General features: G+C 51.4%; 24 protein-coding genes and 3 pseudogenes. 8 read left to right on the top strand and 19 right to left on the bottom strand.

Annotated features, from left to right (window positions below; translation table 11 throughout):
• Positions 1-1,558 (top strand): glycosyltransferase 87 family protein (locus FCN15_RS08305; RefSeq protein ID WP_162515321.1); only part of this gene is annotated, 1,558 nt, incomplete at its 5' end.
• A 69-nt stretch (positions 1,559-1,627) separates the two neighbouring features.
• On the opposite strand, the gene FCN15_RS08300 is transcribed toward FCN15_RS08305, so the two are convergent.
• Positions 1,628-3,976 (bottom strand): YcdB/YcdC domain-containing protein, encoded by a 2,349-nt coding sequence (locus tag FCN15_RS08300; protein ID WP_162515320.1) that lies wholly within the window; start codon positions 3,974-3,976, stop codon positions 1,628-1,630.
• A gap of 308 nt (positions 3,977-4,284) precedes the next feature.
• Between FCN15_RS08300 and FCN15_RS08290 the strand changes: the two genes are divergently transcribed.
• Positions 4,285-5,628 (top strand): hypothetical protein, encoded by a 1,344-nt coding sequence (locus FCN15_RS08290; RefSeq protein WP_138494530.1) that lies wholly within the window; start codon positions 4,285-4,287, stop codon positions 5,626-5,628.
• 152 nt (positions 5,629-5,780) lie between these two features.
• Positions 5,781-6,791 carry an asparaginase gene (locus FCN15_RS08285; RefSeq protein WP_138494529.1) on the top strand — a complete coding sequence of 337 codons (1,011 nt, stop codon included), beginning with the start codon at positions 5,781-5,783 and terminating at the stop codon, positions 6,789-6,791.
• Between the two features lie 225 nt (positions 6,792-7,016).
• On the opposite strand, the pseudogene FCN15_RS08280 reads toward FCN15_RS08285, so the two are convergent.
• The 4 genes and pseudogenes from FCN15_RS08280 to greA all read right to left on the bottom strand — a co-directional run.
• A pseudogene (locus tag FCN15_RS08280) lies at positions 7,017-7,766 on the bottom strand (phosphosulfolactate synthase); the annotation flags it as partial.
• Positions 7,763-8,464: a 2-phosphosulfolactate phosphatase gene (locus FCN15_RS08275; protein WP_238996569.1), complete on the bottom strand. Its 702-nt coding sequence runs from the start codon at positions 8,462-8,464 to the stop codon at positions 7,763-7,765. The pseudogene FCN15_RS08280 and the gene FCN15_RS08275, both read right to left, overlap by 4 nt.
• Positions 8,465-8,638: 174 nt before the next feature.
• Entirely contained in the window at positions 8,639-8,803 is a 165-nt protein-coding gene (locus FCN15_RS19165) for a hypothetical protein (RefSeq protein ID WP_162515319.1), read from the bottom strand.
• Between the two features lie 111 nt (positions 8,804-8,914).
• Positions 8,915-9,394: a transcription elongation factor GreA gene (gene greA, locus FCN15_RS08270; protein WP_138494528.1), complete on the bottom strand. Its 480-nt coding sequence runs from the start codon at positions 9,392-9,394 to the stop codon at positions 8,915-8,917.
• 210 nt (positions 9,395-9,604) lie between these two features.
• Between greA and FCN15_RS08265 the strand changes: the two genes are divergently transcribed.
• A complete protein-coding gene (locus FCN15_RS08265; RefSeq protein ID WP_138494527.1) occupies positions 9,605-9,973 on the top strand; it encodes a DUF423 domain-containing protein in 369 nt (122 codons plus the stop codon).
• Here FCN15_RS08265 and FCN15_RS08260 read toward each other — a convergent pair.
• The gene (locus tag FCN15_RS08260) at positions 9,964-10,197 is read right to left on the bottom strand and encodes a hypothetical protein (protein WP_162515318.1); all 234 of its coding nucleotides are present in this window, start codon (positions 10,195-10,197) and stop codon (positions 9,964-9,966) included. The genes FCN15_RS08265 and FCN15_RS08260 overlap by 10 nt on opposite strands.
• Here FCN15_RS08260 and FCN15_RS08255 point away from each other — a divergent pair.
• Positions 10,163-10,453, top strand: a pseudogene (locus FCN15_RS08255) (MBL fold metallo-hydrolase); the annotation flags it as partial. The gene FCN15_RS08260 and the pseudogene FCN15_RS08255 sit on opposite strands and share 35 nt — an antisense overlap.
• 115 nt (positions 10,454-10,568) lie before the next feature.
• On the opposite strand, the gene FCN15_RS08250 reads toward FCN15_RS08255, so the two are convergent.
• The gene (locus FCN15_RS08250) at positions 10,569-10,862 is read right to left on the bottom strand and encodes a DUF6509 family protein (protein WP_138494524.1); all 294 of its coding nucleotides are present in this window, start codon (positions 10,860-10,862) and stop codon (positions 10,569-10,571) included.
• A gap of 176 nt (positions 10,863-11,038) precedes the next feature.
• Between FCN15_RS08250 and FCN15_RS08245 the strand changes: the two genes are divergently transcribed.
• Complete coding sequence (locus FCN15_RS08245) at positions 11,039-11,551, top strand: hypothetical protein (RefSeq protein ID WP_238996568.1); 513 nt, start codon at positions 11,039-11,041, stop codon at positions 11,549-11,551.
• Positions 11,552-11,997: 446 nt separating this feature from the next.
• Here FCN15_RS08245 and FCN15_RS08240 read toward each other — a convergent pair whose 3' ends face one another.
• The 5 genes and pseudogenes from FCN15_RS08240 to FCN15_RS08220 all read right to left on the bottom strand — a co-directional run bounded on the left by FCN15_RS08240 (position 11,998) and on the right by FCN15_RS08220 (position 15,581).
• Complete coding sequence (locus tag FCN15_RS08240; RefSeq protein ID WP_138494523.1) at positions 11,998-12,501, bottom strand: hypothetical protein; 504 nt, start codon at positions 12,499-12,501, stop codon at positions 11,998-12,000.
• A gap of 10 nt (positions 12,502-12,511) precedes the next feature.
• Positions 12,512-13,000, bottom strand: a complete 489-nt coding sequence (locus tag FCN15_RS08235) for a colicin E5-related ribonuclease (RefSeq protein WP_162515317.1) — start codon at positions 12,998-13,000, stop codon at positions 12,512-12,514.
• Positions 13,001-13,158: 158 nt separating this feature from the next.
• Positions 13,159-14,399, bottom strand: a pseudogene (locus FCN15_RS08230) (IS110 family RNA-guided transposase).
• A 133-nt stretch (positions 14,400-14,532) separates the two neighbouring features.
• Positions 14,533-14,787 (bottom strand): hypothetical protein, encoded by a 255-nt coding sequence (locus FCN15_RS08225; protein ID WP_138494521.1) that lies wholly within the window; start codon positions 14,785-14,787, stop codon positions 14,533-14,535.
• Between the two features lie 11 nt (positions 14,788-14,798).
• Positions 14,799-15,581, bottom strand: a complete 783-nt coding sequence (locus tag FCN15_RS08220) for a recombinase family protein (protein WP_138494520.1) — start codon at positions 15,579-15,581, stop codon at positions 14,799-14,801.
• 210 nt (positions 15,582-15,791) lie between these two features.
• On the opposite strand from FCN15_RS08220, the gene FCN15_RS08215 reads away from it, so the two are divergent.
• Positions 15,792-16,013: a helix-turn-helix domain-containing protein gene (locus FCN15_RS08215; protein ID WP_138494519.1), complete on the top strand. Its 222-nt coding sequence runs from the start codon at positions 15,792-15,794 to the stop codon at positions 16,011-16,013.
• A 605-nt stretch (positions 16,014-16,618) separates the two neighbouring features.
• Here the strand turns inward: FCN15_RS08215 and FCN15_RS08210 are convergent.
• The 3 genes from FCN15_RS08210 to FCN15_RS08200 all read right to left on the bottom strand — a co-directional run bounded on the left by FCN15_RS08210 (position 16,619) and on the right by FCN15_RS08200 (position 17,885).
• Positions 16,619-17,059, bottom strand: coding sequence for an HGGxSTG domain-containing protein (locus tag FCN15_RS08210; RefSeq protein ID WP_138494518.1), 441 nt, complete (start codon positions 17,057-17,059; stop codon positions 16,619-16,621).
• Positions 17,060-17,173: 114 nt separating this feature from the next.
• Positions 17,174-17,620 (bottom strand): hypothetical protein, encoded by a 447-nt coding sequence (locus FCN15_RS08205; RefSeq protein WP_162515316.1) that lies wholly within the window; start codon positions 17,618-17,620, stop codon positions 17,174-17,176.
• Positions 17,604-17,885: a hypothetical protein gene (locus FCN15_RS08200; RefSeq protein WP_138494516.1), complete on the bottom strand. Its 282-nt coding sequence runs from the start codon at positions 17,883-17,885 to the stop codon at positions 17,604-17,606. The genes FCN15_RS08205 and FCN15_RS08200 overlap by 17 nt, the downstream gene beginning before the upstream one ends.
• A gap of 138 nt (positions 17,886-18,023) precedes the next feature.
• On the opposite strand from FCN15_RS08200, the gene FCN15_RS08195 reads away from it, so the two are divergent.
• Positions 18,024-18,377, top strand: coding sequence for a helix-turn-helix domain-containing protein (locus FCN15_RS08195; RefSeq protein WP_138494515.1), 354 nt, complete (start codon positions 18,024-18,026; stop codon positions 18,375-18,377).
• Positions 18,378-18,624: 247 nt separating this feature from the next.
• Here FCN15_RS08195 and FCN15_RS08190 read toward each other — a convergent pair whose 3' ends face one another.
• The 4 genes from FCN15_RS08190 to FCN15_RS08175 all read right to left on the bottom strand — a co-directional run bounded on the left by FCN15_RS08190 (position 18,625) and on the right by FCN15_RS08175 (position 23,928).
• On the bottom strand, positions 18,625-18,867 hold the full coding sequence (locus tag FCN15_RS08190; RefSeq protein WP_138494514.1) for a hypothetical protein: 243 nt from the start codon (positions 18,865-18,867) through the stop codon (positions 18,625-18,627).
• An 11-nt stretch (positions 18,868-18,878) separates the two neighbouring features.
• Complete coding sequence (locus FCN15_RS08185) at positions 18,879-21,485, bottom strand: RHS repeat-associated core domain-containing protein (RefSeq protein WP_138494513.1); 2,607 nt, start codon at positions 21,483-21,485, stop codon at positions 18,879-18,881.
• Between the two features lie 478 nt (positions 21,486-21,963).
• Positions 21,964-23,022: a dual-specificity RNA methyltransferase RlmN gene (gene rlmN / locus FCN15_RS08180; protein ID WP_138494512.1), complete on the bottom strand. Its 1,059-nt coding sequence runs from the start codon at positions 23,020-23,022 to the stop codon at positions 21,964-21,966.
• 408 nt (positions 23,023-23,430) lie between these two features.
• Positions 23,431-23,928: a glutathione peroxidase gene (locus FCN15_RS08175; protein WP_138494511.1), complete on the bottom strand. Its 498-nt coding sequence runs from the start codon at positions 23,926-23,928 to the stop codon at positions 23,431-23,433.
• Positions 23,929-24,034 lie beyond the last annotated feature (106 nt).

Here is a 24,034-nt window from a genome sequence, read left to right as displayed (position 1 = left end):
CTCGGCGGGCGGCTGGAACCGCGGCGGCGCGGGCGGCGGCACAGACGGCCAGGCCGGCGGGGCCTTCCAGCCGGGCGCAGGCGGCGCGGGCGCCGGGAGCTTTGGCGGCGCGGGCTTCGGCGGCGGCCGGATGAACGGCAGCGGCATGGGCCAAGAGTCCGCCGCGCCTTTGGCGGAGCCGGTCTCGCTGGCCGTCTACACCGTGCTGTTTGCCGCAGCCGCCGGGTTCGGCTATCGTGTTTATACCCGCAGACGGGCGGCGCGGACGCAGGCCGGCAGAGGCAGAGAGGCCGAAGGCAGCCTTGCTCAACACAGCCTAACGGACAACCGCCGGTCAAGGCGAAGCATTCTCTGGCTGATCCTCGGCAGCGCCCTGCTGCTCCGCATTGCGATAGCGCCCTGGACCCTGGGGCATGTGGGCGACACGAATTACTTCCGGAAGTGGGCGGCCTCGGCAGCGCTTGACTTTACGGGCTTCTATGTGAACGGCTCGGCCGATTATCCGCCGTTCCTGATTTATTTCCTGTACCTGATCGGCAAGGCGGCCACGCTGCCGGGCATGGACATCTTTTTGAATACGATGATCAAGCTGCCGTCTCTCGTCGCCGATGTGCTGACAGGTTATCTGATTTATCGCCTGGCTTCTAAATATGTATCCTTCAGATTCAGCGTAATTCTCGCGGTGCTCTATATCTGCAATCCGGCGGTCCTCGTAGATTCGCTGTTCTGGGGGCAGGTGGATTCCTTCTTCACCCTGCTGATCGTGCTCGCCGTGCTGCTGATGACGGAGGGCCGCCTGGCCTGGGCGGCGGCAGTATTTGCGGCCGCGGTGATGATGAAGCCGCAGGGGATTATTTTTACCCCGGTCCTGTTCTTTGAGTGGGTAAGGCTGAGAAGCGTGAAGCATTCCCTGACCGGCATAGCCGCCGCGGCGGTTACCGCCATCCTGCTGATTCTGCCCTTCTCTTCGGGCCAGGAGCCGCTGTGGATTGTAAAGCTGTTCCAGAGCACGATCGGCGAATATCCTTACGCCTCGCTGAACGCGGATAATTTCTTCAGCCTGGTCGGCGCGAACCATGTAGACAGCTCTGCCGCCTTTATTCTGTTCAGCTATCATACGTGGGGCTTCATTTTTATTGTGCTGACTACGGCCTTCTCCTGGCTGATCTACTCAAAAATGCGCACCCGGGAAGCGGCTTTCCTTGCCGCCCTGTTCCAGATCGCCGGGGTGTTCACCTTCTCGTCGAGCATGCACGAGCGCTATCTGTTCCCGGCGGTTGCGCTCGCCTTCTGCGCTTACGTGTTCTTTAAGGACAAACGGCTGCTGTGGCTGGCGGCAGGGCTCAGCTTTACCGTCTTCGCCAACATCTTCTCCGTGCTGTACGGCGCAACGGGACGCACCGGCACTCCGAGCTATACCTATTCGATGCAGTTGATATCGCTGGTGAATGTCGTGCTCGTGCTGTGGCTCGCCATCATCATGTGGCAGCTCGCAAGCCGGGCGCAGCAAAGCCGCCAAAGCCAAGCCTCTTCTATAACTCAGGCTGCCGGCAAATAAACCCGGCAGCGGACAAAGCCGCCTGCACCGTGGAATTCACTCCATGGTACAGGCGGCTTTGTCCGTTACTTAGTAGTTCATCCCGATTCGCTGATCCGTGCGGCCCTGCAGCCCTGCCAGCCGCATCATAATTTCAGCCGCTTCAGCTTTGGTTACGTAAGCTCCGGGTTCAAAGCGGCCGCTTCTTCCCTCCATCAAGCCAAGCTTGACAACAAGCGTGACGGCCCCTTTATTGCTGATAGAGGAAGCGTCTGAGAACGCGTCTGCTTCGCCATTTTTCTCAAGGAAGGCGGTTAATTTGCTGTATTTCAGAATTCCGGCCAGCAGAACGGCCATCTGCTCGCGCGTCAGCTTGTCATGAACCGCAAGCTTCGTATCTTCATTGATCCAGCCCAGCTGAACCGCCTGCCGGATATAAGCAAAATATTCGTCATCCGCAGGCACCCCTGCTGCATCTGCCGGCTGGCTTCCGTCCGTGTTCAGCCCGTAATCCCCGGAGGAGATATAGGAAGATGCCCTCGTCATCATCTGAATCCAGTCCCCGGCCGTAATGGCCGCATCCGGGTGAATCAGGCCGGCTTCATCCGGCATCAGGATGTGATAGCGGATCAAGGTCTGAAGCTCCTGCTCCTGAGGATGCCCTTTAATGTCGGCCGGTTCCGCCTCCGGTGCCTCGGCGCTCTCATAAGTGGACACCCATTCTCCGGTCGCAGCATCGAGCACATCATATTCATGCTTCTTATCTTTAGGCACAACTCCATAAACCAGCCTTGTGAACGGCTCTGCATAGACATTATTGGTATAGTAGCCGCCATACCGGCTGAAATGGAGCCCGGTCTGGAACTCCTTCAGATAGGCCGCCTCTGCCGTTTCTTTGCTGACTGCCGGCTTGGACGCAAGCCCTGATTGCTCAACAAGCCTGTTCGGATTCGAGAAATAGGACTCCAGCCCTCCGGCGCTGTTCAGACGGACCGTCACCGTGTCACTTAACACTTTAATGCCCTGGTAGTAGCGCTGGAAGCTGAACGTATACCCGTTGTCCGGCCCCTGCTCTCCTTCTCCGGCAAGTTTCAGCTGCCGGCTGGCATCCGCATACAGCAGATTCACCCAGTACATGGCCTTCTGTTTGGCCGCCGTATAGGACACAGGCTGCCCGGCTGCCGCGGCGGCGGAACCCTTTTCCCCATAAGGCATAAAATCCTCTTTCGTATAAGAATAAATCTGACCCGTGCTGCTATCCACTTCTGCACTGGACTGTGAAGGGAAGGCCGTAACCGGCGCATTCGGGCCGCTGCCCCACGTCAGCCGCCATACCGGATGCTCGGGGTTCCAGTAGCTGTCGTCCAAATAGGAATAGGATAATATCCGCCCTGCGGGAATTCCGATATATTGTTCAACCAGCTTCTGCGCTTCATCCGCTGTCAGATCGGTTTGAACGGATCTTGCCTGAAAAATCTTCCTGCCCAAAGGAACATCCTCCAGCACCGGCGGAGTGCCGTCCGTTTCCTCTCCCATTCCATTAATCCGCTTGCCCGAAACGGCGTCAATGCTGTTCACCGAAGCTTCAGTCGGGCGCCAGGCCAGTACAAGGCGGTCCAGCCCCTCCTCGTCATACAAAGGAACGTAAGCCAGCTCCATGTCCAGCTGCTCTGCAAAACGGCTGTCCGCCTCCGCCTGTGTCACAGCAGGCTTAAGATCCGGTAATTCAGCGGGATCGGCAGATCTCGTAAACTGGGTCACGGTACCGCTGCCGTCCACGATGACATACGTATCGGTATACTCGGACTCAATTCCGTTTCTCTTCTGTTTGAAGCCGAAGGAATACTCGACAGGCCCAAACAGGAGCTGGCTGGCCGGATTGCTGAGACTGCTCTCCTCTGCGACCATCTCAACGCCGTCAGGGAGCGTTATGGCCTTATCCAGAAACGCTTTGGCTAATTCAAACGCCTCCTCCTCCGTTACCTTTGGCGGGTAGTAGACCTCATTGTTCCAGCCGGAGGCGGAGATGAAGGCATTGATCAGGTTGCCGCTAACAGCGTCCACCCGGGCGCTGAACCCGAAATACGAGCTGTTCTGGTTATAGCTCCACTGAAGATTCCATACCATCTGATTCTCGGGGGGCGGATATTCATTCGTAACGCCGAGCTCATAGCTGGTTACCGCCGCCTTGTTCAGTATTGGAAAGAGCTCCTTCAGCTTGGCCACCGCCTGATCCTTCGTAAATTTCACCTTGGAAGGGTCCGCCTCAGCGGTGGAACTGGCCGTTTCGGCTGCTGTTTCTGTGGTTGCTGCGGTTGCTGCGGTTGCTGCTAATGATGCGCCTGTGATCCCTGCTGCTCCTGTAATTCCTGCTGCCCCTGCCGCTCCGGCAGTTCCGCCGGGAACAAGTAAGGAAATGGATGCTGCTCCGATCAACATGAATTTAGCTGCGCTGCTGATTCCCCTCTGGATCTGCTTCAATAAGTTCCCTTCCTTCCCTTTGCTTTGTAAAATACTTCCTCCTCCATTGTAGCTGGATTCCTAGATTATTTCCATTTTTACTAGAGTTAGGTATAAAAGGATTCTATTAAATAAGCCCGTATTAATAGACCCATAAATTTCCTTATTTCTTTCAGCAACTGCTCAGTCAGCGTTCAGCTTGCTTTCAGCCCATTTTCATGTTGGCGGCCGATGAATATTAAGGGCTTAACAGTCCCAAAATTCACCAGACAGAAAGGGGTTTTTCGATGTCATTTTCCATTCAATCTTATGGCACCTCCGCGTGGACCTATGGTTACGCACAAACCAGCAGCACCGGGAAAGAAACGGAAGCCAGTTCCAAATCCAAGTCGTCCTCCGGCGACTCGGTCGAGTTCAGCCAGCAGCTCATGGACATCATGGCCAGTGCTGCCCAATCCGGCCTATCAACCGGAAGTACGTCCACAAGCACGGACACGGGTTCAGAATCCGGTTCTAACAGCGATTCTTTAACGTCCGAGCAGAAGAAGCAGTTCCTCGTTAACATTCAGAACAAGGTGAGCGATCAAACCGATTCCTCCGACACCAGCAGCACGAGCAGCACAAGCAGCTCCAGCAGCACTTCCAGCCTGTACTCCTCCATTTCGGCCGTATTGGACGAATTTGATGCTTCCACTGCAACAGACGACGAGGTTGATGATCTGTTCAGCCAAGTCACGGAGAAGCTGGACGCAAGCCGCTCGTCCAACCCTTATCAGCAGAACGGCGTCGGCCGCCGCATGCCGCCTCCTCCGCCGCCAGCGGACGGCCAGGATTCCAGCGATGATGATTCTTCAGACAGCCTGTCGGTGGATGAGAAGAAGGACCTGCTGTCCGAAATTCAGGACCTGCTTGAAAGCCTGGACAGCTCGGACGATGAGGACGATGACGACAGCAGCGATTCGGACGATTCCACTACGAGTACAAGCACGGACACTTCCTCCAGCACCAGCAGCCTCTTGTCCTCCATTACATCTGACCTGAGCGGTGTAGATCTGTCTTCAGCCAGCGATGACGACATTTCCAGCGTATTTGATCAGGTTATGACAGAGCTGCAGAACGCGCTTCCTAAACCTCCGCCGCCGCCGGAAGAGAGCAGCAGCACGGATTCCGATTCGGATGAAGATGAAGATGACAGCTCCTCCACATCCCTGAGCGGCATACCGAAAGAGCTTCAGATGATGGGCAGCGTCCCTCCTCCGTTCATGTGGGGATTGAACCAGACGGATGCTTCCAGTGACGACAGCGACAGCAGCGATTCCAGTTCGGATGACAGCTCTGCTTCATCTGCATCCTCTTCTTCATCCGTAACTTCAGAGCAGAAGAGAGAAGCGCTGTCCCAGCTTCAGAACGCCTTCGCCCTGTTTGGACAGCTGAGCAATACATCAGCTGACAGCACAGACAGCTCCGCGGACGGCAGCACAGATGATACCTCGAGCACCGATTCGGCTGAGGCTTCAGCGCTTCAGCGGGCCCGGTTTGACAGCAGCCAGGCGACGGATGACCAGGTTTCGCAGCTGTTTGACGTGGTGATGTCCTCCTTCCGTCCACATCTGTCTTCCGCCAATTCGTAGGCTGATTTTTCCTGCAGAAACGGAAGGACCCGGCAATCCTGCCAGGCAAGAGGCCATTTATTCGCCGGGTTTTTCATAGTAAAATACAAGAATACAGACGCCCTTAAGCGTTAGGGGCGTCTTATTTTGTCCATGCAGGGAGAACAATGGAAATGAAAACTATTTTATTTATTAATACAGGAGGCACCATCTCATCGTCGCTGCAGGAGAACGGCCTCACTCCAACCCAAAGCGCAGAGCATATTCTGGAGCAGATTCCGGAGCTCCGGCAGATGTGCCGCATAGACGCGATTGACCTGATGAGTATGGACAGCACCAACACCCAGCCCGAGGACTGGGCCGCTATTGCCAGACTTGTGCACCAGTCGCTTGATCTCTACGACGGAATTGTCATCGCCCACGGCACGGATACCATGGCTTATACCTCTTCTGCTCTGAGCTTTATGCTGGGAACGGTAGAGAAGCCCGTCGTCCTGACCGGCTCGCAGGTGTCCATTATGGCCGAACATACCGACTCCAAGAAAAATGTGATCGACTCCTTCCTTACCGCCTGCGGCGAACGTCCCGGCGTGTTCGTCGTCTTCAACGGCAAGGTCATCAACGGCACAAGAGCCTCCAAGGTCAGAACGCGCAGCTACAATGCTTTTGAGAGCATCAATTATCCCTATATCGGCACGGTCGAGAACGGCCAGCTGGTCTATAACCCGAATCTGCCAGCGCCGGCAGAGCAGCAGCAGAAGTTCCCTTACAACGTCACCTACTGCTCCGAGGTGTTCCTGCTGCGGCTGATTCCCGGCACCAATCCGAGCATCTTTGACGCGATCCGGTCCTTAGGCTACAAAGGAATTGTCATTGAAGGCTTCGGCCTGGGCGGTGTTCCGTTTAAGGAACGCAGTCTGATCAGCAAAATCGAAGAGCTGATGCGCAGCGGCATGACCATCGTCGTGACGACGCAGTGCCCTTACGAGGGCGGGGATTTAACGATTTACGAAGTGGGTCAGCGAGTGCTGGAGAAAGGGGTTATCCCCGGCTATGATATGACCACCGAAGCGCTCGTTACCAAAATGATGTGGGCGCTCGGTCAGACGACAGACCCCGCCGAGGTGGCTGAAATTATGGACACCAACTACGCTGGCGAATTCAGCAAGCCGGTCATGCCGTAGCTGGCTTAACTAACCGGCAGGCAGCCAGGCCGCCCGCAGTTAGTTGTCCTGAGAGCCAGCGTCCGGCATGCCGCTTACTCTCGCCAGCTGAGCATCAGCATCCAGCAGTTCTCCGGCCTCTTCGGCTTCCCGGACCTCTTCTGCTTCTAATACCTCTCCGGCCTCTGCTGCTTCTCCGGCCCCTTCCGTCTCTTTGGCTGCTGCCGCTTCCTCGGCCTGAAACGCAAAGAAGGTATCCGAGCGGAGCCCCAGCCGCAGCGTCTCCAGCGGGATCGGGTCGGAGAACGGAATATTGGCGAGATTCACGTTGGGGCCAGCTATTTTGATAAAGCTGGTTTGGAGATTTTTGTTCGGAGCTTCAAAGATCATGGCGTCCAGATGAATGCCTGCCTGCAAAATTTCTTCCACCACATCCATCCGCAGCTCGCCCGTTTTGCTGCAAATTCCGCTTGTTCCGCTTTCCCTGGCTTCCGTAATGACTTTATAAGCACCGGCCTCCATATCCTCACAGATCGCATCTACCCAATCTGCAGAGCTTTGGCCCCCCGCCCGTTCGGGGTCCTTGTGGCCCACCTCGCTGAACACGTAAAAATGCTTGGAGAACTCCCGGATATAGCCTGCCTTCTCCTTGTTGGAGATGGGAAGCGTCCCGTTTGAAATCTCGACGTAGGAGGCTTTATACTGCTTGCAAAATTTGATGTAATCGTCCAGCTTGTTCTGGGCCAGGCATTTCTCAAACAAGGTTCCGCCGAAGAAATAATCCACATTATGCTCAAACAGGCAGGCAATCTTCTGCCTCAGAGTTGGCGTCACAACCGATGTTCCCCAGCCGAATTTGACGAAGTCGATATAGCCGGACGCGCTTTCAATCGTGTCCATAAACAGCCGGTAAGGCACGCCGTTGTCGATTAATACGGTCAGACCGCTGTGCCTAGGCTTGCACGTCCGTCTCGGGAGGGCTAATTCCAGATTCAATTTACCTGCACCCTTTCAATCCATGGAATAATCGTATCCTTGCCGCTGATCTTCATGACAAAACCGGAGGACAGCTCCTTCGTGCAGAACGTTAAATCCTCCAATAGAAAATCCGGATTGTCCGGATCCCTGAATTTTTCGGCCGCTTGAGACCCCATTATCCGTGCTGCGGCTTGAGCCGGCGTAATCTCCTGTGTGCCCTCCAGCAGGGAGCGGATGTATTCGGCGCAGGCCAAATCGTCATCTCCGGTTGGATGGGAGGCAATGATCTGAATGTTCAGGTTCGGATCGTGATGAAGATACTGCCTGCAAATATATTCCGCAGTCGTTCGGGCATTGGCAAATCCCGTAACAAAGATATGGTCCGCATCCAGCGCATTTAATGCCGCTCTTACGCCGTTCGTTGTCTTCTGCAGTAAAAATCGTCCGCTAAGGTCAAATGACATGAGCCTTGCCGGAGAATTATCCAGATCAAAGCCCTCAATCGCCAGGCCCTGTTCTTCTCCAGCCAGAAGGAACCTTTCGTCCGTGCCTTTCCAGCGGAAGGCCTCCTCCTTGCTGCCCACCAGCCCGATGCCCTTCGCCCCCTTCAACAAGGCGTAATGAGCCACCGTAAAAGCCCTGATGACGTCAACGATGATGTTAATATCCGAATGCCCCGTCCTTCTCGAGCTGCCCTGCAAAATCCGGATCTGCACCGTCTCCCTCCTCCCTTTTGAAAGCATTGTATTCGCCCAGCCCGAAAATGTACCGGTCATCCTCATGGGGAAGGGCACTATTTTTATACACGCAAAAAAAACCAGCCTGGATAAACCAAGCTGGCCGCGCCGCTGCACCTGCGGTGATTCGATTCGGTTGTCACACTCTAACCGCTACGTCCGTTTGACCCGGTCCGGGCCTTCCGTCAGCTCGTCCGGTTTGGTGGTAGATTGGGTCGGGGCCGGCAGGATCGGATGCTCGTGCACGTTTAAATCCTCATAAATCGTCTTGGGGTCTCCGTCCGTTTCGATTTCGAGCGCTCTGCGTTCGTTCGGCATCTATCTGCTCCTCCTTATTGCGGAATACTGAATAGACTGCCCCGCCGTTTCATTTTGATGCAGCAAACAAAAACAAGGCGGCGGTCAGCCCGCCAGCCTTGCTCTTATGGTCTATAAGCCCTGCTTGATATCCAGCAACTCGTATTTGATAATGCCGATCGGGGCTTCCACTTCAACGGTGTCGCCGATCTTGTGTCCGATCAGCGTCTTGCCCAGAGGGCTTTCGTAAGAGATTTTATTGTTCGCTACGTCCGCTTCGGCAGGGCCGACAATCTGATATTCAATCCGCTCGTCGAATTCAAGGTCGTTCAGCACGGCGATGGAGCCAATCGCGACGACATCGGTCCCCTGCTTCTCCACCACTTTTGCCTTGCGGAGAATGTTTGTAATGGTCAAAATCCGGGTCTCCATAAAAGCCTGGTCGTCTTTGGCCGAGTGGTATTCACTGTTCTCCTTCAAATCCCCGTAGCTCAGCGCCACCTTGATCCGTTCCGCGAGCTCTCTGCGGCCGGCTGTCTTCAGCTCTTCGAGCTCCTGCTCCAACTTGGCTACACCCTCAGGGGTTAAAATGATTTCGTCTTCATTCGGCATGGTAACGTTCTCCTAGCTTAAGAGTTTTTTGGCCATTCTTGCAGCTCTAATTAAAAGATATGCATATTATACCATTCTAGGACAGGTTATAGTCGTTTTATTCGATTTTTCACCGGATTCCGGATAAATCGGGCTTACAGAGCCGGGTTCTGCCGTCATTTGACGTTCCTCTCCCGCCAGCCTTAGTATGAGGGATAGGAGGTGGCTTACATGAATCAACTATTGACTGCAGGCGCGGCCGTCATGTTTCTGGCGGTCGTTCTGGGCGCATTTGGAGCTCATGCGCTGAAAGCCAAATTGTCAGAGAATCAGTCTAAAAATTACCAGACCGGCGTCCAATACCAAATCGCCCACGGCCTGGGCCTTATCCTGCTCGGAACGGCCGGGAAGCAGCTCGGACATGCCTCGCTGGTCGAGTGGGCAGGCTGGCTGATGCTCGGCGGAATCGTGCTGTTCTCCGGCAGCCTGTATGTGCTCAGTCTCAGCGGAATCCGCAGGCTGGGCGCTGTAACGCCGTTCGGCGGCCTGCTGATGCTGGCCGGCTGGGTGCTGTTTGCTGCCGCGGCGGCTCAGGGCTGAGAATAATTCCGGCCGGCGCTTCCCATTCTAACGGCATAAGAATTGGAGGAATGGGGATGGGCATGGACAAGAATACGGAAAATAGCGTTCTGCCCGATGATGTCAGTTATCTGCGGACGCTTATCGCCAATGTGGTGATGATCGCCAATCCGGAGGGCAGCGCGGAGGACGGCGGCGGACTGATGGCCGGCGGACCGCCTGCTGGTTGCGGGAGACGCCTTCATTACGGTCAAGCAGGAATCAGCCTTCGCCGTCTTAACCCAGGAGAAGGAAATCCACGGCCCGCCGGCCTATTTTACGTTCGACTGGGAGGCCGCCGGGGAATCCGTGCGGAAGCTTGCGGCCCTGAAGCCGGACACGGCCGTTACCGGGCACGGAGTGCCCGTGTCCGGGCGGGAGCTGCAGGAAGGGCTGCAGCGGCTGGCCGATGATTTCGGCCGGCTGGCAGTTCCGAAGGGGCCGCAGACGCCCTGGAGATAAGGCGTTCCAGCATGAATAATGCTGCAAATGAGCAGGGTCGCAAGAAGACTCCGCACCGGGCAGCGGGCGGAGTCTTCTTCAACCGTATTTTTCTTTAACCGTCTTCTTTAACCCGTTATTCCTCTTCCGGCAGATGCTCCTTGCAGAAGGCCTCAAGCTCTGCCTCCTCTTCCTCCTCCAGATCAAACTCGAGAATTTTATCGGTGCCCCGTTCCAGAAGATCATAGGTAACCATGCTTACTGTACCCTGTTCCTCCTTCACAATGACCCGGGCATAAACCCCGTTCACCGTGTATAAATCGTCGTCCTCCGGAATGTCCAGATTGATTCTGAACTCATATCTTCTCCCGGATAAAATGCCAAACGGATCTTTGACATATTCAGCGCTGTAGTCCGCTATATTCAGCATATATGCATGCATCCTCTTTTCTGATTGATAGATTCATCAAGTGACTTCTGATTCCTGATTATTTTACCATACTCGGTCCTCAGACCGATACGTTATACACCCTGGGGAAGGAAGACAATCCCCTAGGGCCGTGTTATGCTGAGAGCACTTAGAACACGTTGAAGGAGTGAGTCCTTTTGAAACTTGACCGCAGCGCCTTTCTCGGGCCGATTCTGGTGCTCCTGGGCATCTTCATGCTCGTGAAGGGAGAAATTCACTGGACAACCGGTTCGACCTTCGCTTATTTCTGGCCGACCCTGTTCGTCCTTCCTGTAGCGGTATTTTTCCACTGGCTGTATTTCTCTATTCTGCAGCGCCGCGGAGTCGGCGTCCTCGTGCCTGGCGGTGTGCTGCTGACCGTGGCCATCGTCTGCCAGATCTCCATGCTGTTCGACAGCTGGGACGTTATGTGGCCAGGCTTCCTACTGGCCCCTGCCGCCGGTTTGTTCGAGCTGTACTGGTTCGGCAACCGCAACAAATGGCTGCTGATCCCGATTAACATTCTGACCGTGCTGTCCCTGCTCTTCTTCGCCGTCTTCTCCATCGGCTCCCTGATCAGCAGCCTGGCGGGCAGCCAGCCGGTTATTGCTGCCGTGCTGGTCATTGCCGGATGCCTGATGATGTTCTTCCGCAAAGGCAAGGCGATGTAGGGAAGGCGGGCTGTTCACAAAGAAAGCGGCTGTGCTTGGAGGTTCCCCGGGCACAGCCGTTATTTTTTTAAAAATGTGATTATCCTTGTAGTGCCATTCCTTTATCTTTATAATGCTCTCTTTATAGCTCTCTAATCTTGAGTGCAGAAAGAACGTTAATTAGGGCGATATAAATCGGCATTAGAAGAGCCGCACCAATAGTGACAAGTCCACGCCCCGGCAGAGGCAGCTCTTGCGGGTTATTTATCGGGAACCTCCCTAATTTAATTGGTATATATTTTATCAATTCAACATTAAGGCGATTGAAATAAAAAAGAAATCTTTATACGGGTATTACATGGGTTAAATGTGTTATTGGTTGAATGATGGGTTCATTCGTCACTGGGTAGCCCCCTCCTAAAAAAGAAACCTTGAGAGGCGACAGCCAATCAAGGTTTAATCGTATACTACCCCGAATGAACCTCAAAGCAAAAGTACCCAAAGGCTAAGTCGTCCTCCACCAATGTCATTTTTGACCTAGATATCTCCATTAGTTTCGGAATTAACACGTCTATAAATTCCAAATATGCTTCTAGTGCCTTTTTGAAAGTAGATGCATCCTCATGTTTGCACAATGGATATAAAACATGACCATACGTAAATTCCTCACTACTCATGTCTGTGTATTCTTTACCAACGCATGCCCCAATATGCTCTTTTAAATCGTTATCATCAAACTGATCTCTACATTCCATATAAAACATGTAGTCATCAAATTCAATTTGGCGATCTATCCGTTCGTTCACGTAAAAAGGAGTAAATCTAATATAGTTGGTTGTAGAATTTGACTCTATTATTTCACGAATCAATTTTTTCAAATTTGTAATTGTTGGATAGTGCCTATATTTCCCGTTAGGGTAAGCAGTGTTATCATAGATAATTCCGTTTATGATTCCTTCTTTCTTCTCCATATGATCACCTCTACTTTGTTAGATCCATTTTCCAATCAGCTTTGTTTAAATCCGCCACTTGTATTACTTTGCCTGTCCCATTATCAACTGCTACATAATGAACATCATCAACATAGTATAGTGTAACATCATTTCCTGTGTATGGATTCTTCGATGTTCCTATTTTTACTGGGTTGTTTCTCGCATCAGCAATAGAATCATTCGTCCACCCACGATCAGCCACTTGATTTTTATATGCAGGTTTACTGAATTTATCGCTAAACGTGATATCTCTACCAGTTAGTTTAGCAGCACCATTTCCCGCACCCTTACCAACTATTTCTCTCTCTGACGCCTGAATTTGGGTTCGAGTCAAATTAAGGCCGGGGCTAACACTTCTCGAAATGGATTTAGCCGAACGCTTCGGTATATTCTCCATTATTTCTTCATAAGTGTACGGTATTCTATAGGAACCAGCAGAACTAGAAAAACCACCAACTGGGCCCATACTTTCAGACATTGTGCGGTTCACAGGAACATTCCCCGTCGGATCCCACTGCGTTAACGGATTATTCTCCACATACGTATAAAGATTCAAGCTAAGCGGATTATCAATCTGCCCCTCATACGTATCCTAGTTTATAAACCACACACCTCTTCCTGTTAAAAATTAGTATATCATCCTGCTTGTTTTTCCGGTATAGCTGGCATCTGATAGACGGTCTTATGCTTCAAAAGATGATAGACAACGTTGACCAGCTTGCGCATAAGACATACAATCGCTTGTCGCTTGGACTTTCCTTCGGCGATTTTCTGTTCATAGTAATGCAGTAGGTAGGCGTTGCGAGGTTGTTTCGTATTCTTCGCTACGACCAATTGACGTACTGCCAGTTGCTTGAACAAATCATGCAGAACCCGGTTTCCCTGCTTGCTCTTGTAGTTCTTCGTCTTTCCTCCCGTACCGTACATGACTGGAGCAATTCCCGCAAATCGAGCCAGCTTCTCAGCACTTGCGAACCGCTCCACGTCTCCGATCTCCGCCAAGAAACAAGCTGCTGTCACCCGATCAATGCCCGGCAGGCTGTCGAGTGTACAACCTACAATACCGAGCAGAACCCCTAATTCGGCTTCCAACTTTGTCATTTCATCGGCGCTGGCACGCAGGCTTCTAACGAGGGATTGAACAAGCATGTCTCGTTGATCCTGGTGTTCGCGCTTCGTACAGCCGTCTTCGGCAACGAGCTGGAGAATCTGTCTCGCCTTCGCCAGCGACAGATAATGGTTGCTCTCTTGTTTCAGAAAGTCTGCCAGTTCCGACTCGGTTACTTCCTCCAAACAACGCGGAGACGGGTACTTTGCCCAGAATGCCAGTGCCGTCTTGCCGTCCACCTCCGAGAAAAATTGCTTGTAGCTCGGGTAATGGTAGCTCAGTTGCTGATGAAGAGTCTCCTGACGTTTCCGGAATAATGAGCCGCTTCTCCCGCCCTCACTTTGACGATCTGACCGATAGCCCAGTAGTGGTCTAACGGATTCGCGTCCGGCAGGCTGTCCCACTCATCGCGGACAACCCGTGCCACGCATTCGGCGTCCCAGCTATCGTGCTTCTCGACCGTCGTCCGTGTTTTCCGCTTGTCGCTGCTAAGCGTCGGATTGACCTCCTTGACGGTATAACCATCCTCCCGCAGAAAAACCGCCAGTGACCGCCCGAACCCGCCGACATCCTCCAGCCCGTAGATCGGTGTTTGTCCGCGTTTGGTATGCCGTTTGACCACCTTGACCAATTCCGGAAATGCCGAGGGCCGGTTCTCGACCGCGACTTCGCCCAGCTTGCGATTCCAGCAATCGATGATAACCGCGACATGCTGCCGCTTATGAAGATCGACGCCGACATACACATGCTTCGTCGGTTTCGTTGTCAACGTGCAACACTTCCTTCCCCTATCGGGTCAGGCGGCTAGCGTGAAGGCTTGCATCCTCAGTTCGAGCGGACGTGATCGCCGCAAAGATACGTAAGCAAATGCCTGCACGCTCGCCGCCTGACCCCTCAATCTTTCAAACCTGCTTTTGCAACCTACATGACAATAATGCCTTCTCAAATCGGATGTTCAACAAATGCTGGCGGCGGTCGTTTTCTACCGCATATATAGCGTTCAGCATGTCCTCGATCATCGTCATCTGGAAACGGTCACCATGTTTATGCGTATAGCCGAGCATCCCATCCAAATAGGCTTCAATCGTTTCAATTTCCGCTATCAACTGGTCTTCCTTTTCGACAAGGCGGTTGTATCGGACGTTCAAGTCTTCCACTTCATCGCCTCCTAAATAATCGCCGTATAGCGACCCGGAGCTATGACTCCGCCGTAACTGTAGATGCCTTTGTAAAAGTCCTCCCGGTCGAAAATCCGTTTGATCTGCACCTTCGTAAAGGGTTTTCCTTGCGCCGTCTTGTATCCGTCGTAATTCAGTTGCTTGGCGAATTCTGACAACGGCCAATGCGGGAACAATTCTTTCAATTCAAACAGCCGATGGACAATAATGGCACACTCCCAGTCGACCTGAAACGCCTTCTGCCCCTTGATTGCCCGATAACCAAATGGAACGCCGCCGCCCGCGTAACCGCCTTGCTGTGCTTTCTTCTTTCGGCCGCGGCTTAGCTTCAAGGCAATTTCGAGCCGCTGATATTGGTCTAACAATTCCAGCATGCCATTGACGAGGAAATCGTTCGGGTCATGGGCATAAATGCTGTAGTTTGGCTGTTCGATGGCGGTTACATCGACGTTATGGCGTTTCAGCTCCCGCTGAATGAGAACCTTCGCCATGTCAGAACGCCATAGCCGCGACGTGTTCAGCACCACAACAGCGGATACGTTCCAGCCTTTCAGATCGGCTAGCATTTCTTGCAATCCTTCTCGCTCGACGGTCAGCCCTTCCTCATCGACAGCCGCACCGCTGATGCCTTTGTCCTCGTAGATGTGCAGCAAATCCAGACCGTTCTGCTGACAATACCGCTCGATTTCTTCCACCTGATAGGTCAAGCTGTAGCCTTCCTTCGCCTGCCCATACGTGGACACCCGGACGTAGCCGACGACTTTCTCCCTCAAGAAAATCCCCTCCTGTTACACGGACTAAAGTCCCTTTAACGCTCCCGTCGTTTTCTGCGGATAACTGGCATCTGTCAACGGTTAAACGTTGATGCGTAGTATACGACCTTTTCCAAAATCTGCACAACCCGTAAGTTTATGCTCGTTTTCGCTCCAGAAAAGATCGTAAACTGTTCGCAACCATTCAACTGTGGAGGGGAGGGAAAAGCTATGTCACATCATGTCCGAATCCGGTTAAACGAAATTTTGCATGAGCGCCGGATGACTCGACAGGAACTTGCACATTTGACTGGACTTCGTCCGTCTACGGTCAGCGACCTGTGCAAGCCGACTGCCAGCCGAATTTATCTAAGCACCATCGCCGCACTTTGCACAACTCTGAACATTTCCGTCGAGGAACTGATCGTGTTAGAGCCAGACGAGCCTTGTTAAGCCGTGTTTAACGTTCATATTCCGGTGCTGTGCCGGCTCAAACCTATGCTCGGTTTCATCGTACCGATCTATGGTGGAAACGGGAGCAGCACCAAGATAATGACAATCCGGAGGTGTACAATCGTGTCGCCGACGAGCTTGCTCCAGTTCCAATCGCACCATCTTTTCGCGTTGGCTTGCTTCCAGCTTCAAAATGGAGGACATGATCGAATTGCTAACTTCCCGACATTCATACGGCATTTGCTGAATCGAACACAGAATGGCCGCTCCGAATGACTGGCACGCTTGCAAGTTCAACTCGGTCTGAACAACCTCCCAGCACAATGCTTCCGTTCCCATCTTTTTGACTGACTTTCTCATTGCTTCATCTCCCATCATTTTTTTGCTTCTTGCCGACTGTCGACCGTCGTTTCGTCCTTTTCGCATACAAATGCAAAAAGGACACTCAATGCCACCGCTGAAACGGTGAGAATCAAGTGTCCTAAGATTGATAAGGTTAGGTTTGTAAGTTGAGAAGTTGCTTACAGCGGAACTCGGGAACTCCGCTGATGCGTACTCATTATTGCATAGACTTCCGCCTGTGGTCAATAACAAAATTGAAACCGCTACACCACTTCTTGTACGATCATTTTCAGAACTCTGCCTGAAACTCGGGTCATCGCATCTTCCAGTTGAAGTAGGCGATCGAAATTGTTATCTACGTCCTTGTCCCATTCATTCATACGTTGCATCATTCTGGCCCGACGAACAAATTCTATTTCAAGAGGTTCTGTTACCCGTTCATCGGGCTTCATTCCATAATACTGGCGAATAGATTCCCGTTCCCAGTCCTCAAGTCGTCCCCAAGTAATCGTCTCGTATTCCCCGGTCGACAGTTTGCTTTTATTGCCAATAGCATTCTGATTTCCCTTCAATTTATCCGGCTGTTTTGGCCCGGTGCTTTTGCCGCCGTGCATTCGGCAGCGACCGTTTTTCATCGGGATATTTATGCAATAGGTACCTTTTCTCGTCTTTGCTCCGCAGATGACGGTCTGTCCTCTCATCATGCTGAAAACCTCCGTTCATTAACCTGCATAGGGTTCGAGGATGAAAAATACCGCCTGCACAATTTCGGCAAGCGGTAGAATGGTATTGATTTCAATTTGAATGGGTGATGACCGTTATTCACGCAAAGAAGGAAGCTCCCAGTAGCTGTCGGCCAGTTTGACAAAATTGTCTTTATCAAACTCGCTCCAGTTGATCTTATTGGCAGTTGTTTTTGTTATCGTTATTTTCAGTACCGTATTGAGCGATGAATTGCCCCCGCTATCCGTAGTCGGGAACTGCCAGAGGAGCGCGACTTCTTCTACATCCGGCATTACAAACAACGCTTTGAACACTTTGATCGATTCCAGTTGCATACCGCCTTTCATCATCTTATTGCTCAAGTTGTCGTTGCCATGCAAAGTAGCGATGACGATTTTGTCGCCGTCCTTCAGCGTTCCGGCATGGTCGTTCACTTGCAGATCAATGATTTTCGGTTCGCCCATATTGGTTTCCGCGCCGACAGCTTTCGTAATACGCGATCTGACTTGCGATTCGACACTTGTTTCATCTGTTCCGATCATCGCAGTTCAACGCAGGGTCTAACCCGTCGGAAGTGTTTTTGTCACCAAACATAGCAACTGCGACAACGGCTACAATTCCGATCAGGACGAGAACGCCAAAACAACCAAGACAGCCCTGTAGAAAAGTATTTTTTGTTTTCTTGCCACTGGAAGCTGCGTTGTTGTTTGACGCGTCCCCCTTGTTTACTGGCTGTTGCTGTGCCGCATTGGCGTCGTTCTTGGCATTCACGCTAATTTTCGTCTGAATATTACGCTTTTCCTGCATCTTCTGCACCTCTTCGCCAAAGTATGATAGACAAAAGTATACAGGAAAATGATACTTTTTAGTATTATACAATCTAATACCTTTCTATTCATTACCCCTTGATCTGCCATTGTCTACACTCAAATAGAGGTGTTGCCTGTGGCAGATATTCGTAGTTTGGTAGGCTCTAAAATCCGCGATTGCCGGAAAGCGAAGGGGCTTTCCCAAGACCAGCTCGCCGAGCTTTGCGGCTTCCATTATTCCTATATTGGCGGTGTCGAGCGGGGAGAGCGAAATATTTCTCTGGAGAACTTAGCCAAGATCGCTGCCGCGTTGGAACTGGAACCGAAAGTATTCTTTGAATTTGATGTGCCGTTTCAACAACCTGTATCGGACAAGAAGGATGCGGCAATTCAAGAAGTGCTCGCGATTCTGAAAGCAAAAGACGTGCAATATATTCAGATGACGAAGAAGTTGCTCGTAGAAATATTCAAGACATTTCCCCGCCAATGAAAACAGGCCAGTTTCCCCGGCCTGTTTTTTTGCTTGTCAGTTTTTTTCCTCTCCTGCTGTCCGCATATGCCGCTGCGACATTCGAGCGTTGCCTCTGCGACATTTTGTAACGGAGTCCGGTATCATTTTACCTCTTACTGTTGATTTGTCAGATCGTTGATTCTCTTAGAAGATCGAGGATTCTTGATGTTAGTCGAAAAAGAAACCACATGGAGTTGTTACACTCGCATGTGGCCATACTTCTAAGTCATTGTTCATCTAACACATAAGTTTTTATTACTGCACCACTTTCCCAATCAAACACATAAATTCGTTCGCATTTGTAGCAACGCCAAATATCATTCTTTGGAAAAGGAAGCGACAATGGATCGATTGACTCTGTTTGAATAATATTATCCCATTCTTCATCTGAATATACTCGTAATTGTACATTGTTTGGCACTAACGTATTTGAAAGGATTTCCCCGCACTTACATGTAAATCGAGCCATTTTCCCACTCCTTATTGAGTAACAATGCTACCATTTATCCAAATTTCAACGCTTCCAGGCAAGACTTTATTAGCATATGTTCCTGCCGCCCGAGACAATATACTTTGGGCATCTGAAAGTGAAAGATTCGTTGATCTTGCATCAATAATTACCTGTGCTGCACCTTGTTTAAAGGCTTCTTGTATTCTTGTCACCCCAGTATTTAGACTTGTCCCTGTTAGAGTCTTCAACTCGGTTAATACCCCGTTCACCTTTAAATCAGGAGTTTTTACACCTTGCTGATTTGATGTTTGGAGTACCTCGACATTCTTCCCTTGATTGAGTAAATCATCAATAACCGTTTTCTCATAACTCTTCAGTCCGTTTAACGACCCTGTTAGAGTACCGATATTAGGAATTATGCCTTCTTTCTTCAACTGAGTCACTTTATATTCAAACGATGCTCGAACATTTGCTTGCACAGATGGAGGTAGTCTATTGAAATCTTCAGGAGCCATTCCATAGATTTTGACTCCCAATTGGGTGGGGGCGTATTCTTCATCAATAAATGTACGGGCTGCTGAGCGTTTAAAACCGTTTGTAGTACGAAATGCAGCTTCATCGTCGTCGAAGTAGCTTGGTGAATGACCAGTTGGATCAACATAACCAAGTGGATTATTCTCCACATAAGTATAAAGATTCAAACTAAGCGGATTATCAATCTGCCCTTCATACGTATCCTCACCAATAAACCTTGCCGTGGAAGGATCATACCAACGCGCTCTCAGGTACTGGAGTCCGGTATCGGCATCCCAATACTCTCCCGCATAACGCAGCGCATTCGGCACCGTTTCCTGTACAATCACCGGGTTGCCCCAAATATCGTAGCTGTAGCTGTTCAGCAGTTTGCCACTCGCATCTCGCAGCTCTACTACATCGCCATGCAAGTTCGTCACATAATACTGCAGCTTGGATTCCGTCCCTGACTGGCGGCCCACTAACTGGCCCGTCGCGTCGTATACGTAGCCGTACGCAATCGTAACCGTACTTCCGCTGACGTTACCTTCTGCCACCAGCAGCCCCCGATCATCATAGTAATAGCGAGTGGTTTGGCTGCCTTTGATCCGGCCTACCATCAGGCCATCCCCGTTATAGGTATACGCTAGGCTGATTCCATTGACCGTTGCCTTTGTTAGACGGTTCCGGCTGTCATATTGATATGTCGTTGTACTCGGGATCGTAGGGGTTCGGTCACTCGTCAAGCTGCTCCGGTTGTCCCGCTGGTCGTATCCATACGTCTCGTTAAACTGGCTGGAGGCTTTGATCCGGTTCAACACATCGTACGTATACGTGTAACTTGTTCCGTTATCCTTTTGCGAGGTGATATTCCGGTTGTTATCATAACCATACGTATAGGTCTGCAGCGTCGTATCTTTGCTTGCCACAGTCAGGCCCGTGACGTTTAGCCCCGTATAGGTCAGCGTATGCGTCAGCCCCGTTCCCGTTGCCGTTTGCTGCAAGCTGTTATTCTTTAAATATTTATAAGTCAGACTCGCAATGGATGTACTTGCGGTGTTCTTTACGTTTAAGCCGCCAGGCAGGGCCGAGGCTCCTTGATAAGTCGTTTCCAAGGATAACTTGTAGCTGCCCGAGGTGAAGGTCTGACTTTTGCGTATCCCGCGCTTGTCATAGTCAAAAGTCAGCTTAGCTTGGTCCGGATAGGTGAGGCTGGTGAGCTGTCCGGTCGGGCTGAACCCGTAACTCGTCGTCCCTGTGCTGTCCTTCATTGTCTTTCGGTTGCCCATCGCATCATACGTATAGGTGATATTTTCTCCCGGTGCTGAATCCTGAGTCAGGAAGTTTCGGTTATTGTACTGGTATGCATGCGTTTGGCCTTTCCGGTCAACATAGGTCACCAGATTGCTGTTAGCGTCATACGTGTACGTCTCCGATTGTTTAAGCGGATCGGTAGTCTTCAAAAGCCGGCCAATTTCGTCGTAGGTATTTGCCAAGAATTGCCCATCCGCATAGGTTTGCTGAATCATATTGCCGAGCAGATCGTATTTATAACTTGTCGTTTTGCCTTCAGCGTCCGTAACAGAAGTCAAGTTGCCTGCAGCATCATAGCCGTAGCTGGTTTTATTATTGTTGGCATCAATAGTGGACAACAGATGGCCATAGTTATCATAGGTGCTGGAGGACAGTGTAGTGTTTCCGGTGCTTTTTAGTTCCTCAGTTTTAATCAATCGGCCCAGGATGTCATAGGTTTCCCGGATTTGGTTACCTTCGCCATCTTTCGTTGTTTGAGTTCGAGCCACATCATCATAAGCGTAGGCAGTCGTGCTTGTGCCGTCATTTTCAGTTAAAACCCGGCCATAAGCATCATAGGTATAGGTACTAACGTTTCCCTCAGCATCGGTTTGGCTGATCATTCGTCCAAACTCATCATAGGTTTGTATCGTGCTGCCCAAGGCATCGGTCTGCTGAACTAAATTGCCTAAGGGATCGTATTGGTAAGTGACCTGACTGCCGTTTGGCAAGGTAGCGGTTACTCGGTTATTCGCATCCTCATAGGTTACCTGCGTCTGGCTTCCGTCCGGATTGGTTTCCAAAATGACCCGGCCCAGGGAATCGTACATAAAGTCTTCCTATTAACCAATCATCCCAACTCCTTTATCCATCAGAATTAAAGCAAGGCAACTACCATATTTATGTTTTTAGTATATTATTTGGTAATAGAATAAAACAGTGGGTGTAAAATGTACTTTGGGGTCGTTCTTAGTCACATAGTGAAGAATGAAGGAGTTCACCGAAGTTATATTAGTCCATCGGATCTTCACACAACTTAATACTTTAATAGACAACCCTGGAAATTGGTTGAGAGGAGTAAGGACTGGGTGAACACATTGAGGAAGGTAAGAATCAGAGTCTTTGGTGAAGCTGTGACATCCAACAAGTGAATCAGCAGTAGTAAAGGCACTGTAAAAAAGCGTCAAAAATGTAAAAAAGAAGCCCCCCCCTTAATGGATGCTCGACACTTCCATTCTAATCAGGAAAAGGCTTCTTTATGTTGGTAAAATCGCGCCGCTCTGGCCTCAGCCTGCCTTGGCCTCGGCCTTACGCGCCCTTGATCTGCTTGCTGCGCAGCTGGCCGCAGGCGGCGTCGATGTCGGTGCCGTGCTCAAGGCGGACGCTGACGTTGACGTTATTTTTCTTCAACTCGTCGTAGAAGGCCAGGATGGTCTCCCGCTCGCTGCGCTGGTACTGGCTGTGCTCATCGACCGGGTTGTACGGGATGAGGTTCACCGTCACCTGCTGTCTGCGGTCCTTGATCAGCTCCGCCAGCTCGGCCGCATGCTCGCGCTGGTCGTTCACACCCTGCAGCAGAATGTACTCGAGCGTCACCTTCCGGCTGCTCCGCTCGCAGTAGTAGTCCATCGCTTCAAGCACTTTCTCAATCGGGATCGCTTTGTTGATCTTCATGATGCGGGTCCGCAGCTCATTGTTCGGCGCATGCAGCGAAATCGCCAGGTTGACCTGGAGGTCGGAATCGGCGAATTCCTTGATTTTGCCGGCCAGACCGCTTGTGGAGACAGTGATGCTTCTCGGCCCGATGGCCAGACCCTTCGCGTCCTTGATAGTCCGGATAAAATTGCTCATATGCTCAAAATTATCAAACGGCTCGCCTATGCCCATGACCACAACGTGGCTGACCCGCTCCTTCCGGCCGGTCCGGTCGAGGTGCAGCTGCACCTTCATGATCTGCTCCGTGATCTCTGCGGAGGTCAGGTCCCGGCTCTTCGCAAGCAGGCCGCTGGCGCAGAAGCTGCAGCCGATGTTGCAGCCAACCTGCGTGGTGACGCAGACGGAAAGGCCGTATTTCTGCCGCATCAGCACCGTTTCAATCAGGTTGCCGTCCTGCAGCTTGAACAGAAATTTGATGGTGCCGTCAACCGATTCCTGGCGGGTATGCTCCTCCATCGTCTCCAGCACAAAATGCTCCTTCAGCAGCTCAACCGCCGCCGCGTTCGAACCGGTCATCTGGTCAAAAGACGTGACCCGCTCGCGGTACAGGGCCTCCCAGACCGGAATCGCGCGCGACCGCTTCTGCCCGTGCTCCTCCAGCCAAACCGACAGCTGCTCCAGCGTAAATCCGTAAATGGATGGTTTGTTCATTTATGTTCCTCTTTCCTCTTTCCAATCTATATCAATTCAACACGCCCAAAAGGACTTAATCTGCGTATAACCCTATCATTGTCCCAAATTTTGCAGTCCAGCACAAGGGGAATCCTTGGCGGGCGTTCCAGCTTTCCGAATAAATTCCGCATTAAAAATAAAATTTCCACATCAAAAATAAAATTTCCACATCAAAAATAAAATCCCCGGCAGACCCTTCCGGCGGAAAGGTGCGGGGATTCGGTACAGTGCGGTTCAATTTAATGCGGTTCGATCCGCTTCGATTCGATTCGATTTAATACGGTTCGATCCGCTTCGATTCAAGGCGGTTCAATTCAGGAAGAGTAGATTAAGTCCGGATCTGTCTGAGTCATTTTTCGGGCAGCGCACTGCCGGTTTCTGCGTCGATCAGGCTTGCACCGGGCTGTTCTCCAAAACGCTGCGGATCTCTTTCTCAATGCTCTCCGGCGTATCTTTCGGGCCAAACCGTTTGAGCACACGTCCGTCCCGGTCTACGAGGAACTTGGTGAAGTTCCATTTGATGGCTTTGGAGCCGAATACGCCCCGGGCTTCATTCGTCAGCAGGCGGAACAGCGGATGCGCGCTGCTGCCGTTCACGTCGATCTTGGCGAACAGCGGAAAATTAACGCCAAAATTGATCTCACAGGCCTCCGCCACCTCTTCATTGCTCTCCAGCTCCTGGCCCGCAAACTGCCCGCACGGGAAGCCCAGTACGACAAAACCTTGATCCTTGTAGGCGTCATAAAGCTTCTGCAGACCCTTGAACTGCGGCGCAAAGCCGCATTTGGTCGCCGTGTTGACGATCAGCATAACCTGGCCCTTATAAGGGGAAAGGTTGCCGAGCTTCCCTTGAATCGTCTCTACTTCGATATCGTAGATGGACATGGTAGAATGCCTCCTTCGGGATTGTGGTCCTCATTTCAATCATCCGCCAATTCTTGGTGCGCGATATAATCATTATAAACCTTTTTGAAGAAGAAAGGAAAAAATG

This window comes from Paenibacillus pinistramenti, assembly GCF_005869875.1.
Lineage (GTDB): Bacteria > Bacillota > Bacilli > Paenibacillales > Paenibacillaceae > Fontibacillus > Fontibacillus pinistramenti.
The sequence above is the reverse complement of the archived record's forward strand: the minus strand, read 5'-3'. Positions and strand labels throughout refer to the sequence as shown.